The 18,829-nt window shown below is 52.3% G+C and carries 16 protein-coding genes; 8 read left to right on the forward strand and 8 right to left on the reverse strand.

Annotated features, from left to right (window positions below):
• Positions 1-163 precede the first annotated feature (163 nt).
• The 7 genes from rbsR to DCH402_RS20405 all read right to left on the reverse strand — a co-directional run bounded on the left by rbsR (position 164) and on the right by DCH402_RS20405 (position 6,956).
• Positions 164-1,174, reverse strand: a complete 1,011-nt coding sequence (gene rbsR, locus DCH402_RS20375) for a ribose operon transcriptional repressor RbsR (protein WP_200864867.1) — start codon at positions 1,172-1,174, stop codon at positions 164-166.
• Positions 1,175-1,177: 3 nt separating this feature from the next.
• Positions 1,178-2,104: a ribokinase gene (gene rbsK, locus DCH402_RS20380; RefSeq protein WP_040003172.1), complete on the reverse strand. Its 927-nt coding sequence runs from the start codon at positions 2,102-2,104 to the stop codon at positions 1,178-1,180.
• 85 nt (positions 2,105-2,189) lie between these two features.
• Positions 2,190-3,080: a ribose ABC transporter substrate-binding protein RbsB gene (gene rbsB, locus DCH402_RS20385; RefSeq protein ID WP_027713604.1), complete on the reverse strand. Its 891-nt coding sequence runs from the start codon at positions 3,078-3,080 to the stop codon at positions 2,190-2,192.
• Positions 3,081-3,106: 26 nt separating this feature from the next.
• On the reverse strand, positions 3,107-4,075 hold the full coding sequence (gene rbsC, locus DCH402_RS20390; RefSeq protein WP_040003173.1) for a ribose ABC transporter permease: 969 nt from the start codon (positions 4,073-4,075) through the stop codon (positions 3,107-3,109).
• Between the two features lie 7 nt (positions 4,076-4,082).
• Complete coding sequence (gene rbsA, locus DCH402_RS20395) at positions 4,083-5,588, reverse strand: ribose ABC transporter ATP-binding protein RbsA (protein WP_040003175.1); 1,506 nt, start codon at positions 5,586-5,588, stop codon at positions 4,083-4,085.
• A gap of 7 nt (positions 5,589-5,595) precedes the next feature.
• Entirely contained in the window at positions 5,596-6,015 is a 420-nt protein-coding gene (rbsD, locus tag DCH402_RS20400; protein ID WP_040003177.1) for a D-ribose pyranase, read from the reverse strand.
• Positions 6,016-6,554: 539 nt separating this feature from the next.
• Positions 6,555-6,956 carry a YgiW/YdeI family stress tolerance OB fold protein gene (locus DCH402_RS20405; protein ID WP_040003180.1) on the reverse strand — a complete coding sequence of 134 codons (402 nt, stop codon included), beginning with the start codon at positions 6,954-6,956 and terminating at the stop codon, positions 6,555-6,557.
• A 197-nt stretch (positions 6,957-7,153) separates the two neighbouring features.
• Here DCH402_RS20405 and qseB point away from each other — a divergent pair, with 197 nt between their 5' ends.
• Both qseB and qseC read left to right on the forward strand, forming a co-directional pair.
• Entirely contained in the window at positions 7,154-7,825 is a 672-nt protein-coding gene (qseB, locus tag DCH402_RS20410) for a quorum sensing response regulator transcription factor QseB (protein WP_015848465.1), read from the forward strand.
• On the forward strand, positions 7,812-9,161 hold the full coding sequence (gene qseC, locus DCH402_RS20415; RefSeq protein WP_040003182.1) for a quorum sensing histidine kinase QseC: 1,350 nt from the start codon (positions 7,812-7,814) through the stop codon (positions 9,159-9,161). The genes qseB and qseC overlap by 14 nt, the downstream gene beginning before the upstream one ends.
• A 126-nt stretch (positions 9,162-9,287) precedes the next feature.
• On the opposite strand, the gene kup is transcribed toward qseC, so the two are convergent.
• Complete coding sequence (gene kup / locus DCH402_RS20420) at positions 9,288-11,156, reverse strand: low affinity potassium transporter Kup (RefSeq protein ID WP_040003184.1); 1,869 nt, start codon at positions 11,154-11,156, stop codon at positions 9,288-9,290.
• Positions 11,157-11,418: 262 nt separating this feature from the next.
• Between kup and ravA the strand changes: the two genes are divergently transcribed.
• The 6 genes from ravA (at position 11,419) to rsmG (ending at position 18,467) form a co-directional block, all read left to right on the forward strand.
• Positions 11,419-12,927 (forward strand): ATPase RavA, encoded by a 1,509-nt coding sequence (ravA, locus tag DCH402_RS20425; RefSeq protein WP_040003185.1) that lies wholly within the window; start codon positions 11,419-11,421, stop codon positions 12,925-12,927.
• The gene (gene viaA, locus DCH402_RS20430) at positions 12,921-14,396 is read left to right on the forward strand and encodes an ATPase RavA stimulator ViaA (protein WP_040003186.1); all 1,476 of its coding nucleotides are present in this window, start codon (positions 12,921-12,923) and stop codon (positions 14,394-14,396) included. The genes ravA and viaA overlap by 7 nt, the downstream gene beginning before the upstream one ends.
• 107 nt (positions 14,397-14,503) lie before the next feature.
• Positions 14,504-14,968, forward strand: coding sequence for a transcriptional regulator AsnC (gene asnC / locus DCH402_RS20435; RefSeq protein ID WP_015848470.1), 465 nt, complete (start codon positions 14,504-14,506; stop codon positions 14,966-14,968).
• A 90-nt stretch (positions 14,969-15,058) separates the two neighbouring features.
• Positions 15,059-15,502 carry an FMN-binding protein MioC gene (gene mioC, locus DCH402_RS20440; protein WP_040003187.1) on the forward strand — a complete coding sequence of 148 codons (444 nt, stop codon included), beginning with the start codon at positions 15,059-15,061 and terminating at the stop codon, positions 15,500-15,502.
• A gap of 378 nt (positions 15,503-15,880) precedes the next feature.
• The gene (gene mnmG, locus DCH402_RS20445; RefSeq protein WP_040003188.1) at positions 15,881-17,770 is read left to right on the forward strand and encodes a tRNA uridine-5-carboxymethylaminomethyl(34) synthesis enzyme MnmG; all 1,890 of its coding nucleotides are present in this window, start codon (positions 15,881-15,883) and stop codon (positions 17,768-17,770) included.
• Positions 17,771-17,846: 76 nt separating this feature from the next.
• Positions 17,847-18,467: a 16S rRNA (guanine(527)-N(7))-methyltransferase RsmG gene (rsmG, locus tag DCH402_RS20450; protein WP_040003190.1), complete on the forward strand. Its 621-nt coding sequence runs from the start codon at positions 17,847-17,849 to the stop codon at positions 18,465-18,467.
• The last annotated feature ends 362 nt before the right edge of the window (positions 18,468-18,829 follow it).

Below are 18,829 nucleotides of genomic sequence, written 5' to 3' on the forward strand. Positions count from 1 at the left end.
CTGTTGCCGTGTCAGTGGAGGCGCATTATAGGGAGTTCTTCTGGCCTGACAAGCGATAAATACAAAAAAATCATCAATCGGATGATTTTCAAACAAACCGGGTGGGAATTGGACAATATGCCGCTTTACAGCGGCATAAAACGCCAGAAATTAAAGAAGAGACTCAACTACGAGGTAGTTTACCGACGGAATTCCGGACGATTAGTTCCGGCGTCAATACCAGTATATTGTGCTCTGCGTCTGGATGTTCCAGCCGATGGAGCAAAGTATCAATCGCGAGTTCACCCAGTTCACCTTTCGGCTGATGAATCGTCGTCAATGGTGGAGACAGGTAGCACGCCAGTTCAATATCGTCATAGCCAACGACCGCCATATCCTCAGGGATAGATAACCCGGCTTCGTACAACGCACGATAAACACCTACCGCCATCGCATCATTACTGGTAAAGACCGCTTCGGGACGCTCCGGTAATTCCAGCAGTTGTTGCATGGCGAGAAACCCAGCCTCAAACTCGAAATCGCCGATGACCTCATAACCGGGAAGAATCGACAAGCCTGACTGATGCATCGCCTTACGATAACCTTCCAGCCGATTATGCGCGGTGGTTTTATCCTGTGGGCCAGCAATGCAGGCGATTTTGCGGTAGCCCTGAGAAATCAGGTAACGAGTCGCCATCTCGCCGCCTTGCAGCGAATTATCTTTGATAATGTCGCTACTGCCTTCAAAAGGCGCCCAATCCATCATCACTACCGGAATAGAGGGGTAACGGCGAATAATATCGGGCGAAGGCATATGACTTTCAGTGCACATCAATAACAGCCCATCCACCCGCTTCTGTAATAATGTTTCCAGACTACGACTCAGACGGTGATGATCGCCTTCGGTATTACACAGAATCAGACTATAACCTCGTTCATAGCAGCAACGCTCCACACCGCGAACGACCTCGGCGTAAAACGGGTTGCTACTGGCAGTCAACAACATGCCGATGGTGCGGGTCTGGTTGATTTTAAGGCTACGCGCCAGCGCCGAAGGCGCGTAGTTTAGTTGTTCAACCGCTTGCATTACCCGGCTACGAATGGCATCGCTGACATAGCGGTTATCGTTGATGACATGAGAAACCGTTGATGTGGATACCCCAGCCAGACGGGCCACGTCTTTCATTGTCGCCAAGGATTACTCCTGTGCATTCAGGAAGGCATCAATCTCTTCACGCCAGGGAACGGAAGGCTGAGCGCCATAGCGAGTTACTGCGATAGCCGCCGCTGCATGCGCGAATTTAACTGCGGCATCCATTGGGCGTGACTCTAAAAGAGCCGTCACCAGTGCGCCGTTGAATGTATCGCCGGCGGCAATGGTATCAACCGCTTTGACACGGAAACCGGGAATGCGCCGCCCATTACCCTGCTCGCTTAACCAAACACCGCGGCTACCCAGAGTAATCAATACCGTCGAAATGCCTTTATCATGCAGCACCTGTGCGGCACGTTGCGCATCCTCTTCGGTTTCGACGGTAACGCCGGTCAGAATCTGCGCTTCTGTTTCATTCGGGGTGATCATATCCACCAGCGACAACAACTCATCGGGCAACGGGCAAGCCGGTGCCGGATTCAGGATCACTTTCGTTCCGCTGTTATGAGCCAGACGAGCGGCCGCAATCACCGTTTCCAGCGGCGACTCTAACTGCATCAACAATGCGGATGCCGCTACAATTTTCTGTTGATAGCGATTCAGGTAATCAGGCGTGACGGCTGCGTTGGCTCCCGCATGAATAGCAATCATATTTTCAGCTTCACCGTTAACGAAAATCAGCGCTACTCCGGTAGTCTGCCCAGGAATCGCTTCGACAGCGGAGACATCAATCCGGTCTTTAATCAGTTGCTGGCGAATACGCTCGCCGATATCGTCCGCCCCGACACAAGCGATAAACTCGATATCAGCGCCGCTACGTCCGGCAGCTACCGCCTGGTTAGCGCCTTTGCCGCCGAATGCCACGCCATACTGTTTACCGATCACCGTTTCACCTGGGCGGGGGAACTGAGCCAGATTCAAAATATGATCCGCATTGATACTTCCCAAGACAACCAGCTTGCCTGATTTCATTACCATGAACCCCGATATTGATTGTGCGCCACCCGTTAGGGGTGGCGCCGTACTGCAACTCGAATTATTTTGGGTATAGATGTGGTTATTGTTTGGCAACCAGTTTCAGGTCAACAGGGATGATCGGCTGTACTTTTTCGCCTTTCAGCACTTTGTCAGCAGTTTCCACACCGATGATACCGATCTGCTCCGGACGCTGAGCCACGGTAGCCGCCAGTTTTCCGCCTTCTACCGCTTTCACGCCATCAGCGGTGCCATCAAAACCGACCACCATGACATCGTCACGACCGGCAGTCTGCAGAGCACGCAGCGCACCCAACGCCATTTCGTCGTTCTGGGCGAATACCGCTTTGACATCCGGATGTGCCGTCAGCAGGTTTTGCATGACGTTCAAGCCTTTGGTGCGATCGAAATCAGCAGGCTGGCTCGCCAGCATGTTAAATTTGTTTTTCTCGGCAGATTTCATGAAGCCGGCGCCACGCTCACGAGCGGCAGAAGTACCCGCCAGGCCTTCCAGTTGAATAACTTTGGCGCCTTCACCCAATTTTTTAGCGATGAAATCACCAGCGACTTTACCGCCAAAGGCGTTATCGGAAGCAACGTGACTGACGACTTCGCCGCTGGCGGCCACACGGTCCAGCGTGATAACAGGAATTTTGGCCTGATTAGCCAGTTTCACCGCATTGCCTACCGCGTTGGAATCCGCCGGGTTGATCAGCAACAGCTTGGTGCCGCGTACAGTCAAATCCTGCACGTTGGAAAGCTCTTTAGCCGGGTTGTTCTGAGAATCAAGCACCACCAGGTTGTAGCCCAGTTTGTCCGCTTCTTTTTGCGCGCCGTCTTTCAGCGACACAAAGAACGGGTTATTCAGCGTGGAAACAACAAGAGCAATAGTATCCTTCGCCAGCGCATTGGTACTGACAGTGGCACTCAGCGCGACAGCGGAAACCAGAGTAGCAATCTTCTTCAAGTTCATATTTCAATTCCTGTGTGAATGAAAAGTTATTTACTGCCTTTGTTATCTACCAAAACCGCCAGCAGAATAACCACCGCCTTGACGATCATCTGGTAGTAAGAAGAAACACCTAACAGGTTAAGCCCATTATTCAGGAAGCCCAGAATCAAGGCACCGATTAACGTTCCCACCACGCGTCCTTTACCACCCGACAAACTTGTGCCACCCAGCACTACCGCCGCAATGGCATCCAGTTCGTACCCCGTTCCTGCCGTTGGTTGCGCGGAAGACAGACGAGCCACTTCAATAATGCCAGCCAGAGCCGACAACAAACCGCACAACGAATAAACAACGATTTTCACTCTATCAACGCTTATCCCGGAAAGGCGGGTTGCCGCTTCATTTCCGCCCAGCGCATAGATATAGCGACCGATGCGGGTATGGTGCAGCATGTACCAGGTTGCCAGGAATACCACGGCCATAATCCAGATTGGCGTGGGTACGCCGAGAGGACGTCCGATGCCGAACCAGCCTAGCGCATCCGCCGCGTCGGAAAAACCGGTGTTGATTGGGCTGCCGTTGGTATACACCATGGTCACACCGCGCAGCAGCAGCATCATCACCAGTGTGGCGATAAAAGCCTGCACCCGCCCCTTGGCAATCACGATGCCGGTGCCGGCGCCGATGATCGCGCCCAGCGCCAGCGCGGCGAACACCGCCACCAGCGCGTTGACCTCAAGCCCGACGATAGACGCGGCAACTGCGCCGGTCAGCGCCAACAACGACCCCACAGACAAGTCAATGCCGGACGTGAGGATCACCAGCGTCATCCCCACCGCCATGATGGCGTTCACCGAAGTCTGCTGCAGGATGTTGAACAAGTTGTTCAGGGTAAAAAAGTTGGGACTCATTGAAGACACCACAGCGATAAGAATCAGCAGGGCGATCAATGATTTTTGCTCCATCAGCCACTCTTTGCTGAGCCAGCGCTTGGCTGTGATAGTTTGAGAACTCATGTCTGATTTACTCCTGCTTTACGCCGTATTGCTTACCAACGGCCGCGGCCATCAGCGTTTCCTGTGTCGCCTGTTCAATCGGGAACTCGCCGCTCAGACGCCCTTCGTGCATCACGATGATGCGATCGCTCATCCCTAGTACTTCGGGCATTTCCGACGACACCAGAATGATGCTTAATCCTTCCTGCTTGAACTGGTTGATTAATTGATAGATTTCTTTTTTGGCGCCGACATCCACACCGCGGGTCGGCTCATCCAGAATCAATACCTTGGGACGCGTCATCAGCCCGCGGGCAATCGCCACTTTTTGCTGATTACCGCCAGACAACAGCCCAATCGGCTGAGACATGGACGGCGTGCGAATATTGAACATACGGATGAAATCGCCCACCGCCTGTTGTTCATCGCCGTGCCGCAACGACCCCGCCGCGTTACTGAAATAACGCAACGCCGTCAGGGACATGTTTTCCTTCACCGACATGCCGAGCACCAGCCCGTCTCGTTTACGGTCTTCGGAAATATAGACGATGCCGTTGGCGAGTCCGTCCTGCGGGCTGCGGGCTACCACGTCATTACCGTCCAGAGAGACTTTGCCGTGAGTATGCGGCAACGCGCCATACAGCACTTTCATCAATTCGGTGCGACCGGCGCCCATTAATCCGGCCACCCCGAGAATTTCACCTTTACGCAGGGTGAAGCTCACGTTTTCCACCCCTGGGCCGGACAATTCGCTAACCTGCAAACGCACATCGCCGGGTGCCTGATCGAGACGGGGATACTGATCTTCCAGCTTACGTCCCACCATCATTTCAATCAGTGAGTCTTCCTGTAATTCGCTCACCGAGCGCTCGCCAATAAACTGGCCGTCACGGAACACGGTCACATCGTCGCAAATTTCAAAAATTTCTTTCAATCGGTGAGAAATATAGACAATGCCGCAGCCTTGAGACTGCAATTCCCGGATAACGCTAAACAGCGATGCGGTTTCGGTATCCGTCAATGCGTCGGTGGGTTCATCCATGATGATGACCCGAGACTCAAAGCTCAGCACTTTGGCGATTTCAACCATTTGCTGATCGCCAATCGACAATTCCCCGACCAGACGACGGCTGTCATAACGCAGATTCAACCGCTTAAGCAGTTTATCCGCCTCGATATACATTCGTTTCCAGTCAATACGCCCCAGACGGTTGGTAAATTCACGTCCAAGGAAAATATTTTCCGCAATAGTCAGTTGAGGAATCAGGTTCAGTTCCTGATGAATAATGCCGATCCCAGCTTCCTGAGAGGCTTTAGGGCCGCTGAAATCAACATCACTCCCCAGAAACTGGATACTGCCAGCATCCCGACGGTAAATGCCCGTCAGCACTTTCATCATGGTGGATTTGCCGGCACCGTTTTCTCCCACCAGCGCCATCACTTTGCCTGGATAAACATTTAATGCTGCGCCAGACAACGCTTTAACGCCGGGAAAAGTTTTGGTGATGCCTTGCAATTGCAGTAAAGGTTGCATCGCTACCTCAGAAGGTGACGCCAGCACAAAGAATCACATTCGCATAGGGAGAACATTCCCCGGTACGAATAATGGCTCGGCTTTGGCCAGTTTGTTTTTTAAACTCTTCGTGGCTGACGTAATGCAGTGAAATGGTATTTCCCTGGTGTTGTTCAAGTTGTGCTAACTGCTTTAGTAATGCGTCATGGAGCAGCGTATTTTTCTCGACGATTTCCTGAGCCAGGATTGCAGCTTCAACCTGCATCTCCGCCGTCACCACATCCAACACCTGTAAAAAGCCAGGAACGTTATGGGTCAAAGCCAAATCAATACGGCTTGTGGTTTCCGGAATCGGCAAACCGGCATCGGCAATCACAACCTGGTCGGTATGTCCCAGTTGGGAAATCACCGACGAGATATCGGAATTAAGTAACACGCCTTTTTTCATTGTATTTACCCTGAGAGCGAAACGTTTCGCTTGTGCAGTAAGTGTAGAAAAAGAACAGTAGAAGGCAACGATTATCTTATGAAAATGTGATCGTTATCGAAACGTTTCGTTGGCGTAATAATAAGGAAGATGTTAAGTGATTATCCCCCTCAATCACTCGAGTTACAGGACAACACCCATTGCGTGTTGAACAACGCAACGCGTTGGCCCGCCAGGACAAGGCCCATTAAGAGCCTTGTAACACGGCGACCGAGTGACAAATTCGTTGGGAACGAATTTGCCCCGCCAACGGCTGGCCTTCGGTGAGAGACAGGATGCCTCTCATTTCATCCTCTGGAGTTTACTCAGGTCAGTGATTCGGATGAGCGACAACGCAGCCGGGAGCCAGAGTTGAACGCAGTTCGCTGCGGCGCTAAAAGGGCGAGTCCCAAAGATGGGCCGAGTCATAACCGGCAACGTGGAGTAATACGGGTATAAAAACACTAAAAATGCCTGGCAGTGCGCAAAAAGCGGGTTAAGACCCGCCCGATAGCATGGGATTATTTCTGAATCTTCCGTATCTGTTTCACATCCAGTTGAACCGAACCAAATTCTTTGTCCAGCTCACCTTTCAGTTCCACCAAGTCTTCCGGAGTAATCGTTTGACCTTCCCATCGCTTATCATCGATCTCCACCACCAGCGTGCCGGTGGCGTCATGAAACTGATAGTCATTGCTACCCACCCGCTGGGTAATATTGCCCTGCAATCGGACCCAACTGTCGTCGCGCATTTCTTTAGCTTGCGCCACCGTCGTCAGGCTAGCGTCCGGACCGTAAAAACCGCCGCTCTGAGGAGTGGCCGAACCCGAGGTATTCGGACCGAGAAATCCCCCATTCTGAGCGGCAGATAACGAGGCGGAAAACAATGCCGCAACAACAACCAGTACCACGCGTTTCTTCATGAAATGATCTCCTGATGGATTAAGCCGGATGTGGCTACTGCTAGCTACTAGACCAAAAAGTTCTTAACAGGATCTTAAAACCCGCGGCGTTTCGGCGTTATTTCTCCGGATTGCGGGCCGTCTCGCGCCATGGCGCGGTCGTCCTGTTCATCAATGGCGGAAAAACGTATAAACACCCAGAAAAGGCAGGAGGGACGATGCGTATATTGGTAATCGAGGATGACCGTCTGATTGGCGACGGTATCAAAGCCGGGCTAATCAAACTCGGGTTTAACGTCGACTGGTTTACCCAAGGCCGGGAAGGCATGAATGCGCTCACCAGCGCACCTTATGACGCGGTGTTGCTGGATCTCAGCCTGCCCGAAATCGACGGGCTGGATATTTTACGACAATGGCGCCAACACGGGTACGACGTTCCCGTACTTGTAGTGACCGCGCGCGATGCCCTTGAACAACGCGTCCAAGGGTTGCAGCAAGGCGCCGACGATTACCTTTGCAAACCTTTCGAGCTGGCGGAGGTCGCCGCCCGTTTGCAGGCGCTAATCCGCAGACGTTATGGTCAATTGCAGCCCGTGCTCAGGCACGGCGCCGTCACACTGGATCTGGGGTCACGCCAGGTCACCCACAACGGCGTATCACTGGCACTAAAATCACGCGAACTGGCATTGCTGGAACTGTTTCTGATGAACCCTACCCACATCCTTACCCGCAACCAGTTAGAGGAAAAACTCTACAGTTGGGATGACGAGGTATCGAGCAATGCGGTAGAAGTGCATATCCATCATCTGCGCCGAAAACTCGGCAACCATTTCATTCGTACGGTACATGGCGTGGGGTACACACTGGGAGCGGTTGATGCCGAAGCTTAACCTGCGGTTGCGGTTACTATTGGGTTTTACGTTACTGATGCTGCTCATCGGCGGAATTGCCGCGATACTGTCATGGATACAAACCCGCCATAACATCAATGCGTTGTTTGATACCCAACAAATGCTATTTGCCAGTCGTCTGGCCGCTATCGACCCACAAAACTGGCAGCAAAACTCCCCGGTTTTACCCTCGTATCCCAAACTGTCACGCCATCAGCGTGGTGAATTCGACGATGACGCACTGGCATTCGCTATTTTTAGCCGTGACGGCAAGATGATTTTAAATGATGGCGAGAACGGCAGAAATTTTATCTTTGACTATCAGCAGAATGGTTTTACTGATTCCCGTTTGCGGGACGACGACGATACATGGCGTCTGGTATGGCTGGCCACCAAAGATCACCGCTATGTGGTAGTCGTAGGGCAGGAGTGGGATTACCGTCAGGATATGACGCTGGATATCGTGAAAACCAACCTGATTCCCTGGCTGGCTGGGCTTCCCGTACTGTTAGTGCTGCTGTTCTGGTTACTCAGTTATGAACTGGCACCACTAAGGCGAATTACCGCCCGGCTGCATCAACGTAATCCGGATGACGGGACACCACTCAATATCACTCGGGTACCGCAGGAAGTTCAGCCGCTGGTGACTGCACTCAACCAGTTGTTCATCCGCCATCAGGATAGTTTGTTACACGAACGTCGCTTCACTTCGGATGCCGCCCACGAGTTACGCAGTCCGCTGGCAGCACTGAAGGTGCAGGCTGAAGTCGCACAACTGGCGCAGGACGATGCGGCGGTACGCCAGCACGCGCTGACGAATCTGGGGCTCGGCATCGATCGCGCCTCTCGTTTGGTTGATCAACTGCTGACGCTTTCACGTCTGGACGCCGGCGCGGCCGTTGGGGAATCCGTACCGGTGCATTGGCAACCGTTGCTGCAGCAATTAGTGATCGAGCATTATTCTGCAGCGCAAGCCGGTCGGAAGGAAATCGCTCTGGATGCACCAACATCTCCCGTAATCACGCAAGGGAACTCGTTACTCCTGGCGTTGCTGGTACGCAATCTGCTGGATAACGCTATCCGCTACTGTCATTCAGGCGGCACCATTACGCTGACGCTGACCAACTCCGCCTTACATATCGCGGATGATGGGCCCGGTGTGGATAACGAGGTACTGAAACGTCTTGGCGAGCGTTTTTTTCGTCCCCCCGGTCAGGAGCAATCCGGCAGTGGGCTGGGCCTGTCGATTGTGAAGAATATTGCCCGTTTACACGGCATACAAACCCGTTTTGCCAACCGCCCGGAAGGCGGATTTATCGCAACGCTGAGCTGGTGATAAGACTCCACCAAGGAAGAGAAACAGAAACTCATGCCGGCAAGAGGCGAAGTTGTCGTCAGCAGACAAGAAAACGGGCGAGCTCTTAGGAGCTCACCCGCATCGACAACGTTCCCCTATCAGGGATCAGATTTCGACCTGAATCCCGAGTTCGATCAGCCGGTTCGGTGGAATTTCGAACTGGTCTGCCGCACGTAGCGCGTTGCGGCTCAGCATCATGAACAGTTTACCGCGAATACGCAGATACCAAGGGCGAGCGCCCATCATCAACGATTCATTCGACAGGAAGAACGTCGTTTCCATCATCTGGCAAGTCAGCCCATCCTGCCAGCAACGATGGAAGACCTCTTCGACATTCGGCGTTTCGCGCCAGCCATAGCTGGCGACAACACGCCAGAAAGTCGGAGACAGCTGCTCCACCGAAACACGGCGGGCGTTATGCACATAAGGCGCGTCTTCGGTCCTCATGGTCAGCAACACGACGCGCTCATGCAACACCTTGTTGTGCTTAAGATTGTGCAACAAGGCAAACGGAATGACGTGGGTAGCGCGCGAAAGATAAACAGCCGTTCCCGTCACACGAACGGGAGGGTTCTTCTCCAGCGAAACGATCATCGCATCCAGCGAATTACCGTGCTCGTGGATACGGCGCAACAGCCGGAAACGCTCACTTTTCCAGGTAGTCATGATGATGAACATCACCATCCCCAGCGCCAGCGGCAACCAACCACCAGAAATAATCTTCACGACGTTGGCCAGGAACATCGGCAAATCGATAGCCAACAGCGCCACCAACAGCAACCAGACCAGATAGCGATACCAGTGCCAGTTTTTCAGCGCCACCGTACAGGACAGGATGCTGGTCAGTACCATCGTACCGGTCACGGCAATCCCGTAAGCGGCAGCCAGATTGCTGGAATGCTCAAAGCTGATAATAACGATTACCACCGCCACATACAGCAACCAGTTAATCGCCGGAATGTAAATCTGCCCGGACTCCATATCCGAAGTATGCACGATACGCATTGGCGGCAGATACCCCAGACGCACCGCCTGACGGGTCAGCGAGAACACCCCGGAAATGACCGCCTGAGAAGCGATGATGGTGGCGAGCGTAGCCAGCACCAACAGCGGAATCAGCGCCCAATCCGGCGCCAACAGGAAAAACGGGTTTTTGATAGCCTCTGGATTTTTCAGCAGCAGCGCACCCTGACCGAAATAGTTGAGCACCAGCGACGGCAGCACCGCAGAAAACCAGGCGATACGAATCGGCAGTTTGCCAAAGTGCCCCATGTCGGCATACAGCGCCTCAACCCCAGTGATCGCCAGTACTACCGCTCCCAGCGCAAAGAAAGACACCGCTTTGTACTGAATGAAGAAGTTAATCGCCCATTTGGGATTCAGCGCCTGCAACACTTCCGGATTGGCAATAATGCTACGAGCCCCCAGCACGCCCAGCGACAAGAACCACAGCATCATGATCGGCGCAAACAGGCTGCCTACTCTGCCAGTACCGTGCTTCTGAATCATAAACAACAATGTCAGAACGATGATCGAAATAGGGACAATGTAGGTATCCAGCGACGGGGCGACGATATCCAGCCCCTCAATCGCCGACATCACGGAGATAGCCGGCGTGATCACCACCTCGCCATAGAAGAAGCTGCCGCCGATCAACCCCATGATCACCACCATCGCGGTAACCTTATCGGACGTATTGCGCCCCGCCAGCGACATCAGCGTTAAAATACCGCCTTCACCGGCGTTATCGGCGCGCATGACATAGCTGAGATACTTAAGAGAGACGACGAGTACCAGCAGCCAAAAGATCAGAGAGAGAAAGCCGAAGACGGAATCAGGTTCCACCCCAAAGCCAAACTGTCCGGAAAGACACTCCCTCAGCGTATAAAGCGGGCTGGTGCCGATATCGCCATACACTACCCCGATGGCAGCCAGCGTGACCGCTGGAAGTGAACGTTTATGTTCTGAATTCATAAACCTTGTCTTCTGTTATCAATTCATTAACAAATCGGGCCTTATTCTGGTTGGAGTAGCCCGAAAACGCACAGTATGCACAAATCACGTTAAAAGCCCATTTTTTAATACTAGCTTCGTTCTGACTCAGGACAGGTAGCTTTGTTGATTAACACCAGTAATGGTGACAATAATTAATGTATAGCTAATGAAGAAAACGTAATCTTTTTGACGTTTTCACAGACTCTTTCCGACGGCTATTCACAGCAATGACGGATCAATTATGATACAACCCACAGCGCTGGCTGACCGTATCTCTCGCCTGAGCCATGCTCTCGAACACGGTCTTTATGAACGGCAACATGCCATCCGACTTTGCCTGCTGGCGGCGCTCAGCGGCGAGAGCGTCTTCCTGCTGGGGCCGCCAGGGATTGCCAAGAGCCTGATTGCCCGCCGTCTGAAATACGCATTCAGGCACGCGCGCGCCTTTGAATACCTGATGACGCGTTTTTCAACGCCGGAAGAAGTCTTCGGCCCGTTATCCATTCAGGCGCTGAAAGATGAAGGGCGATATCAGCGTCTAACGACCGGCTATCTGCCGGAAGCTGAAATTGTGTTTCTGGATGAAATCTGGAAAGCCGGCCCCGCCATCCTCAATACCCTACTGACCGCGATTAACGAGCGACGTTTTCGCAACGGTAACAGCGAAGAACCGATCCCGATGCGGCTGCTGGTCACCGCCTCCAACGAACTGCCTGAAGCCGACAGCAGTCTGGAAGCGCTGTATGACCGTATGCTGATCCGCCTCTGGCTGGACCGGGTGCAGGATAAACACAATTTCCGCGCCATGCTCACCGCTTCACCTTCCGAACAAGACAACCTTATCAGCCCGGCACTGAGCGTCAGCGACGAAGAGTACCAGCAATGGCAATCTCATATTGAGAATATACCGTTGCCGGAAAATTGCTTCGAACTGATTTATCAGTTGCGCCAGCGCCTGGATACGCAGGATGGCTCACCATACGTCTCTGATCGGCGCTGGAAGAAAGCCATCCGTTTATTGCAAGCCTGCGCCTTCTTTAGCGGACGAGAAACGATCACCCCAGTCGATCTTATTCTCCTTAAGGATTGCCTGTGGCATGACCTCAGCACCCACGAATTGGTGGAGCAGCAACTGCAACAATTGATGAGCGAGCAGGCCTATCAACAGCGAACACTGTTATTCCGCTTACAGCAATTGAATGTGAAACGTCAGCAATACCAGCAGCAACAAAGTGAACAGCAGGCGTTTAAGGTTGAACGTCAGGTTAACTTTTTCGGCCGAAAGCCGCATCATTCGCTGCCTGAAAGCCTGACGTCGCCCGAAATAACGCTGATGCTGCAAAAACCCTTACTGCTGCATGATTACACGGTAACCCACGTGACCCTCGATCGGGAAGCGTTGGAAAACTGGTTACAGAAAGGCGGTGAAATTCGCGGGAAGCTCAACGGCGTCGGTTTTAGCCAGCATCTGGATATGGAAGTGGATGAGCGCCAGCATGTGATCATTCGCGATATCAGCTTGCAAAGCTCGGTGTTATCTCTGCCTGGCACCATCAAGAGCGAACTGCCTGAAGAAATAATTAAAGAATATGAAACGCTGAAAATTCAGTTACGTGAGCAGCGTCGACTGTTTGAGCGTCACCAGCCTTGCTTATTTGTTCCCAAAGAATGGCTCGCCAGGGTTGAAGAAAGCCTGCAGCAGGTCGATGAGCAAATTGAGCAGTCACAACGGGAGTCACGATCATGCTGACGCTGGAATCCCTGGAGATGTTGTTATCCCTCGACGAAAACGAACTGCTGGATGACGTGATTGTGGCTCTGATGGCAACACCTCAACTGGTGATGTTCTTCGACAAGTACCCGCGTCTGAAAAGTGCCGTGATGCGTGATTTGCCGCAGTGGAAAGAAAACCTCCGGCAACGGTTGCGCAGCACCCAGGCACCTCCAGAGCTGGAAAAAGAGTTCGTCTGTTATCAGCAAACGCAGCTGTTTAGCGATCGTACCTTTCAATCCAGCCTGCCGGACATTATGTCCACCTTGCACCATGTGGACTCTCCTTTCCTGAGTCAGGCCGAAAAACTGATCCGTTTCGCGTCACATTCGTCGGAACATCCTATCAGCAGCAGCCAGCACAGCTTATTCATGCAGCGCTGGCACCTTAGCCTGACGATGCAAACCCTGAATCTGCACCAGCAGATCATGGAGCAGGAACGGGACCAATTGCTGGACGAAATCCAAAAACGCCTGACGATAAGCGGCGCGCTTGAACCCATTCTCGCTGAAAATGATACCGCTGCCGGCAGACTGTGGGATCTCAGCGCCAGCAAACGGATGAAACAACCATTCCGTGCGTTACTGGAAACCGGTGCTTTTTTGCAACAACAGCCGGAATTGCAACGCCTGGCGGAACGCCTGGGTCGCAGCAGAGAAACGAAGTCGGTACTTAGCCATGATGCGCCTAAAGAAACTTTTCAGATCATGGTACGTGAACCGGCGTTTGCACCGGAGCAAGTCAGCGGTATCCATCAAAGCGACGATATCCTCCGGCTACTGCCCACCGAGCTGTCTACCCTTGGGATCCGTGAGCTGGAGTTCGAGTTTTATCGTCGCTTGTCGGAACACCGGTTACTGACTTATCGGCTGCAAGGGGAAAGCTGGCGGGAAAAAACGCTTGAACGGCCGGTTGTCCATCAGCATAGCGAGCAGCAACCGAGAGGGCCGTTTATCGTCTGCGTAGATACATCGGGTTCAATGGGCGGATTTAACGAACGTTGCGCCAAAGCTTTCTGTCTGGCGCTGATGCGGATAGCCCTGGCGGACAACCGCCGCTGTTACATCATGTTGTTTTCTACCGGTATCGTCAGTTACGACCTGACATCGCCAGGCGGTCTGGAGGAAGCCGTTCGTTTTCTCAGCCAGACTTTCCGGGGCGGTACTGATCTCAGCAGTTGCTTATCTGCGCTGCTGGAAAAAATGGACAGTCAAGCCTGGCAGGATGCCGATGCCGTCATCATTTCAGATTTTATCGCTCAACGTCTGCCGGACGAGCTGGTCAACGAAGTCAAACGCCGCCAGCACCGGCTGCAACACCGTTTCCATGCCGTCGCCATGTCTGCGCACGGCAAACCCGGCATCCTGCGCATTTTCGATCATATCTGGCGCTTCGATACCGGGCTTAAAAGCCGCCTGTTGCGGCGCTTTCAGACCGAAAAAGTCTAAACTTCCTTATTATATATCGCATCCTGAAATAACCTGCCGTTTTGACCGTTGATTCATTCAGCAATAATCAGTAAAACGCTTCAGACAGCTCTTCACGGAACAGCGCCATGCCAGCAGACACTTACACGATGGACGAACTTGACCGCGGTATCCTCAATGCACTGATGGATAACGCCCGCACGCCCTACGCCGAACTGGCCAAACAGTTCACGGTTAGCCCTGGGACAATCCACGTTCGGGTGGAAAAAATGAAGCAGGCCGGCGTCATCGTGGGTACACGGCTGGACGTGAACCCCAAACAATTGGGCTATGACGTCTGTTGTTTTATCGGCATCATCCTGAAAAGCGCCAAGGACTATCCCTCTGCGCTGGAGAAACTCAATAATCTGGAAGAAGTGGTGGAAGCTTATTACACCACTGGGCATTACAGCATTTTCATCAAAGTCATGTGTCGTTCTATCGATGCACTGCAGCATGTACTTATCAACAAGATTCAGACAATTGATGAAATTCAGTCCACCGAAACCCTGATCTCTTTGCAGAACCCGATTATGCGTACCATCGTGCCCTGATGCTTTTTTACTATCCCCCTATTATCCACAGGTAGATCCCACCAAGATCACAGCGTACAATGTGCCGTCATCAATCAGGCGGGATCGCGTATGTCAGACATTACCCTCATCAGCGGCAGCACGCTTGGCAGCGCCGAGTACGTTGCCGAGCATCTGGAATCATTGCTGCAACAGGATGATTTCACTACCAGGCTGCTGCATGGCCCGGAACTGAATGAGGTTGAACCTGAAAATCTGTGGCTAGTGATCACGTCCACCCATGGCGCAGGCGATCTGCCGGATAACTTACAACCGTTTTATGCCGATCTGCAGACGCAACGGCCCGATCTATCGGCAGTTCGCTATGGCGCCATCGGCATCGGCAGCAGTGAGTACGACACCTTCTGCGAAGCGATCGTTAAAATGGATCAACTGCTGCAGGATCTGGGGGCGCATCGGATCGGCTCTCTGCTGAAGATCGACATTACCCAGCACGATATTCCGGAAGATCCGGCAGAGGTCTGGCTGGGATCATGGATAAAATTACTCAAGTAATCTGATTTTTTTATCCTCATCCTGTGGATAAATAGCTTGAAATGCAGGGTAAAACCCGTAGTTATCCAAATAACAACTGCGGGTGATTTTTTGAGCTGTGCATAACTAGCCTTTCAGATCCCAGCTAATACAGTCTGGGATCACCGATCATTCACAGTTAATGATCGACAATAACCTATTGATCTTCTTTTTGGATCCCGGCTTATCCACAGCACATCGGGATCCTAATAAGAGATCTAATAAAGAGATCTTTAAATAAAAAGATCTTTCTTTAACTACCTATCGATCCAACACACTTGGTAGACGGTACAAACTTAAGTAGAATCCCCCACCCCAGGGCAAGTAACGATCATTCGCAACCACGCGAGGTGTAGCACCATGTTTTATCCGGATCCTTTTGACGTTATCGTGATCGGTGGCGGTCATGCGGGTACAGAAGCCGCCATGGCTTCGGCCCGAATGGGACGTCAAACCCTTTTGCTGACGCATAACATTGATACGCTGGGACAAATGTCCTGTAACCCGGCGATCGGCGGTATTGGGAAAGGTCATCTGGTAAAAGAGATCGATGCGATGGGCGGGTTGATGGCACGCGCTATCGATCGTGGCGGCATTCAGTTTAGGATACTAAACTCCAGTAAAGGCCCGGCGGTGCGTGCCACTCGTGCTCAGGCCGACAGAGTGTTGTACCGTCAGGCGGTGCGTACGGCACTGGAGAATCAGCCGAATCTGACGCTCTTCCAGCAAGCCGTAGAAGATCTGATTGTCGAAAATGATCGCGTCGTCGGCGCGGTCACTCAAATGGGGCTGAAATTCCATGCTAAAGCGGTGGTGCTCACGGTCGGTACTTTCCTGGACGGCAAGATCCATATCGGTCTGGATAATTACAGCGGCGGACGAGCAGGCGATCCGCCGTCGATCGCGTTGTCGCATCGTTTGCGTGAACTGCCGCTGCGTGTTGGTCGTCTGAAAACCGGTACGCCGCCGCGTATCGATGCCCGCACTATCGACTTTAGCGTATTGACGCCGCAGCACGGTGACGATCCCATGCCGGTATTTTCCTTCCTGGGGAAAGCCAGCGAACATCCAACCCAAATGCCGTGCTACATCACCCATACCAATGAACGTACGCATGATGTGATCCGTAGCAATCTGGATCGCAGTCCAATGTATGCCGGCGTGATCGAAGGGATCGGCCCGCGCTACTGCCCTTCCATTGAAGACAAAGTGATGCGATTTGCCGATCGCAACGCGCACCAAATTTTCCTGGAGCCGGAAGGGCTGACCAGTAACGAAATTTACCCGAACGGCATCTCAACCAGTCTGCCGTTCGATGTACAGTGGCAAATCGTTCGTTCTATGGACGGTATGCAGAATGCGCGTATCGTTCGCCCCGGTTACGCCATTGAGTATGATTATTTTGACCCGCGTGACCTGAAACCGACGTTGGAAAGTAAGTTTATCCACAATCTGTTTTTTGCCGGTCAAATCAACGGCACGACCGGTTACGAAGAAGCGGCGGCGCAGGGGATGCTGGCGGGCCTGAATGCCGCTCGTCTGGCGTTTGATCAGGAAGGCTGGACGCCACGCCGTGATCAAGCCTACATCGGCGTGCTGGTGGATGATCTTTGTACGCTGGGAACGAAAGAGCCCTACCGTATGTTTACCTCTCGCGCCGAATACCGGCTGATGCTGCGTGAGGACAATGCCGACTTGCGTTTGACTGCCATTGGCCGCGAACTGGGCATGGTAGACGACGAACGCTGGGCGCGTTTTAACGAGAAGCTGGAAAATATCGAGAAAGAACGCCAACGTCTGCGCGATGTGCTGGTTCATCCACACTCTGAAGGCGTAGAACAGATCAACAGCCTGTTGAAATCGCCGTTGTCGCGTGAAGCCAACGGGGAGGACTTGCTAAGACGCCCGGAAATGGACTATGTGCAGCTGACCGGATTGTCAATGTTTGCACCGGCGTTGCCTGATGTTCAGGCTGCAGAGCAGGTAGAGATTCAGGTTAAATACGAAGGCTACATCGCGCGTCAGCAGGATGAGATCGAAAAGCAACTGCGCAACGAGAACACGTTGCTGCCGGCGGATCTGGATTATCGTCAGGTTAGCGGTCTGTCGAATGAGGTTATCGCCAAACTCAACGATCACAAACCGAGCTCGATTGGTCAGGCATCGCGCATTTCCGGCATCACGCCGGCGGCCATTTCAATTCTGCTGGTCTGGCTGAAAAAACAAGGTATGCTGCGCCGCAGCGCTTAACCACCACCACTCGTTTATGTTGATGCATGGCCGCTTTCGCGGCCATGTTGCCTTAAACCGACAACAGGATTCATTTGTGCTCGAGATACTTAACAGCCTGCTGCAGCGTGCCGGAATGACGCTGACCGATCAGCAAAAAAACCAGTTGCTTCAGTATGTAGCGTTACTTCACAAGTGGAACAAAGCCTATAACCTGACATCGGTACGTGAGCCGGAGCTGATGTTGATTCGGCATATCATGGACAGCCTGGTGGTTGAGCCGCACCTGGTCGGCAGTCGTTTCATCGATGTGGGTACCGGGCCGGGTTTACCCGGCGTACCGTTGGCTATTGTTCGTCCCGACGCGCATTTTGTCCTGCTGGATAGCCTGGGAAAACGGGTACGCTTCCTGCGTCAGGTTCAGCATGAGTTGAATCTGGGCAATATTGAGCCTGTACAGAGCCGCGTTGAAGACTTTCCGGCTGACCCGCCATTCGATGGCGTAATCAGTCGGGCATTTGCATCGCTGCAGGATATGGTGAACTGGTGTCATCACTTACCATCTCGACCGCAGGGGCGATTCTATGCCCTCAAAGGCGTGGTGCCGCATGACGAAATGGGAGTACTGCCGCAAGGCGTGTCGGTTGAAAAGGTCGTTCCGCTGTCTGTCCCTGAACTGGAAGGGGAACGACATCTGGTGGTGCTAAAGCCCAACTAATTTTGTCATTTATCAAAAAAATCATGAATAGTTGTAAATTTTTCATACTGATAGCTCAAAGTGAAATAATGACCAGAGTCATCTTTATGTTCACCTTAATTTTACAACTCTGCTGTATAACCTTTCATTTCCAGGGGAAAAAGCTCAATGACAGCAAAATATTTTCATGGTTCAGCAAAAGATTTGATGACGAATTTGTGTTAAAAACATGGAAAAAAATATCCTGCTTGTCAATAGATGGTTTTGAAGCTGTATTCGGGCTGTTTTGTGAGTGTTCGTTTTTTAAATTATTGAAATTAAAAATATATATGGCTTTTTTGCCAAAGACAAAAAAAATCAATTCAGCTATAAAAGGTCTGGTT

This window comes from Dickeya chrysanthemi NCPPB 402, assembly GCF_000406105.1.
GTDB classification, from domain to species: Bacteria; Pseudomonadota; Gammaproteobacteria; order Enterobacterales; family Enterobacteriaceae; genus Dickeya; species Dickeya chrysanthemi.

Excerpts from the sequence above, each read along its gene's own strand:
- rbsK (WP_040003172.1), bottom strand. The coding sequence starts at position 2,104 with ATGAAATCAGGCAAGCTGGTTGTCTTGGGAAGTATCAATGCGGATCAT.
- rbsB (WP_027713604.1), bottom strand. The coding sequence starts at position 3,080 with ATGAACTTGAAGAAGATTGCTACTCTGGTTTCCGCTGTCGCGCTGAGT.
- rbsC (WP_040003173.1), bottom strand. The coding sequence starts at position 4,075 with ATGAGTTCTCAAACTATCACAGCCAAGCGCTGGCTCAGCAAAGAGTGG.
- rbsA (WP_040003175.1), bottom strand. The coding sequence starts at position 5,588 with ATGCAACCTTTACTGCAATTGCAAGGCATCACCAAAACTTTTCCCGGC.
- rbsD (WP_040003177.1), bottom strand. The coding sequence starts at position 6,015 with ATGAAAAAAGGCGTGTTACTTAATTCCGATATCTCGTCGGTGATTTCC.
- DCH402_RS20405 (WP_040003180.1), bottom strand. The coding sequence starts at position 6,956 with ATGAAGAAACGCGTGGTACTGGTTGTTGTTGCGGCATTGTTTTCCGCC.
- qseB (WP_015848465.1), top strand. The coding sequence starts at position 7,154 with ATGCGTATATTGGTAATCGAGGATGACCGTCTGATTGGCGACGGTATC.
- qseC (WP_040003182.1), top strand. The coding sequence starts at position 7,812 with ATGCCGAAGCTTAACCTGCGGTTGCGGTTACTATTGGGTTTTACGTTA.
- kup (WP_040003184.1), bottom strand. The coding sequence starts at position 11,156 with ATGAATTCAGAACATAAACGTTCACTTCCAGCGGTCACGCTGGCTGCC.
- ravA (WP_040003185.1), top strand. The coding sequence starts at position 11,419 with ATGATACAACCCACAGCGCTGGCTGACCGTATCTCTCGCCTGAGCCAT.
- viaA (WP_040003186.1), top strand. The coding sequence starts at position 12,921 with ATGCTGACGCTGGAATCCCTGGAGATGTTGTTATCCCTCGACGAAAAC.
- asnC (WP_015848470.1), top strand. The coding sequence starts at position 14,504 with ATGCCAGCAGACACTTACACGATGGACGAACTTGACCGCGGTATCCTC.
- mioC (WP_040003187.1), top strand. The coding sequence starts at position 15,059 with ATGTCAGACATTACCCTCATCAGCGGCAGCACGCTTGGCAGCGCCGAG.
- mnmG (WP_040003188.1), top strand. The coding sequence starts at position 15,881 with ATGTTTTATCCGGATCCTTTTGACGTTATCGTGATCGGTGGCGGTCAT.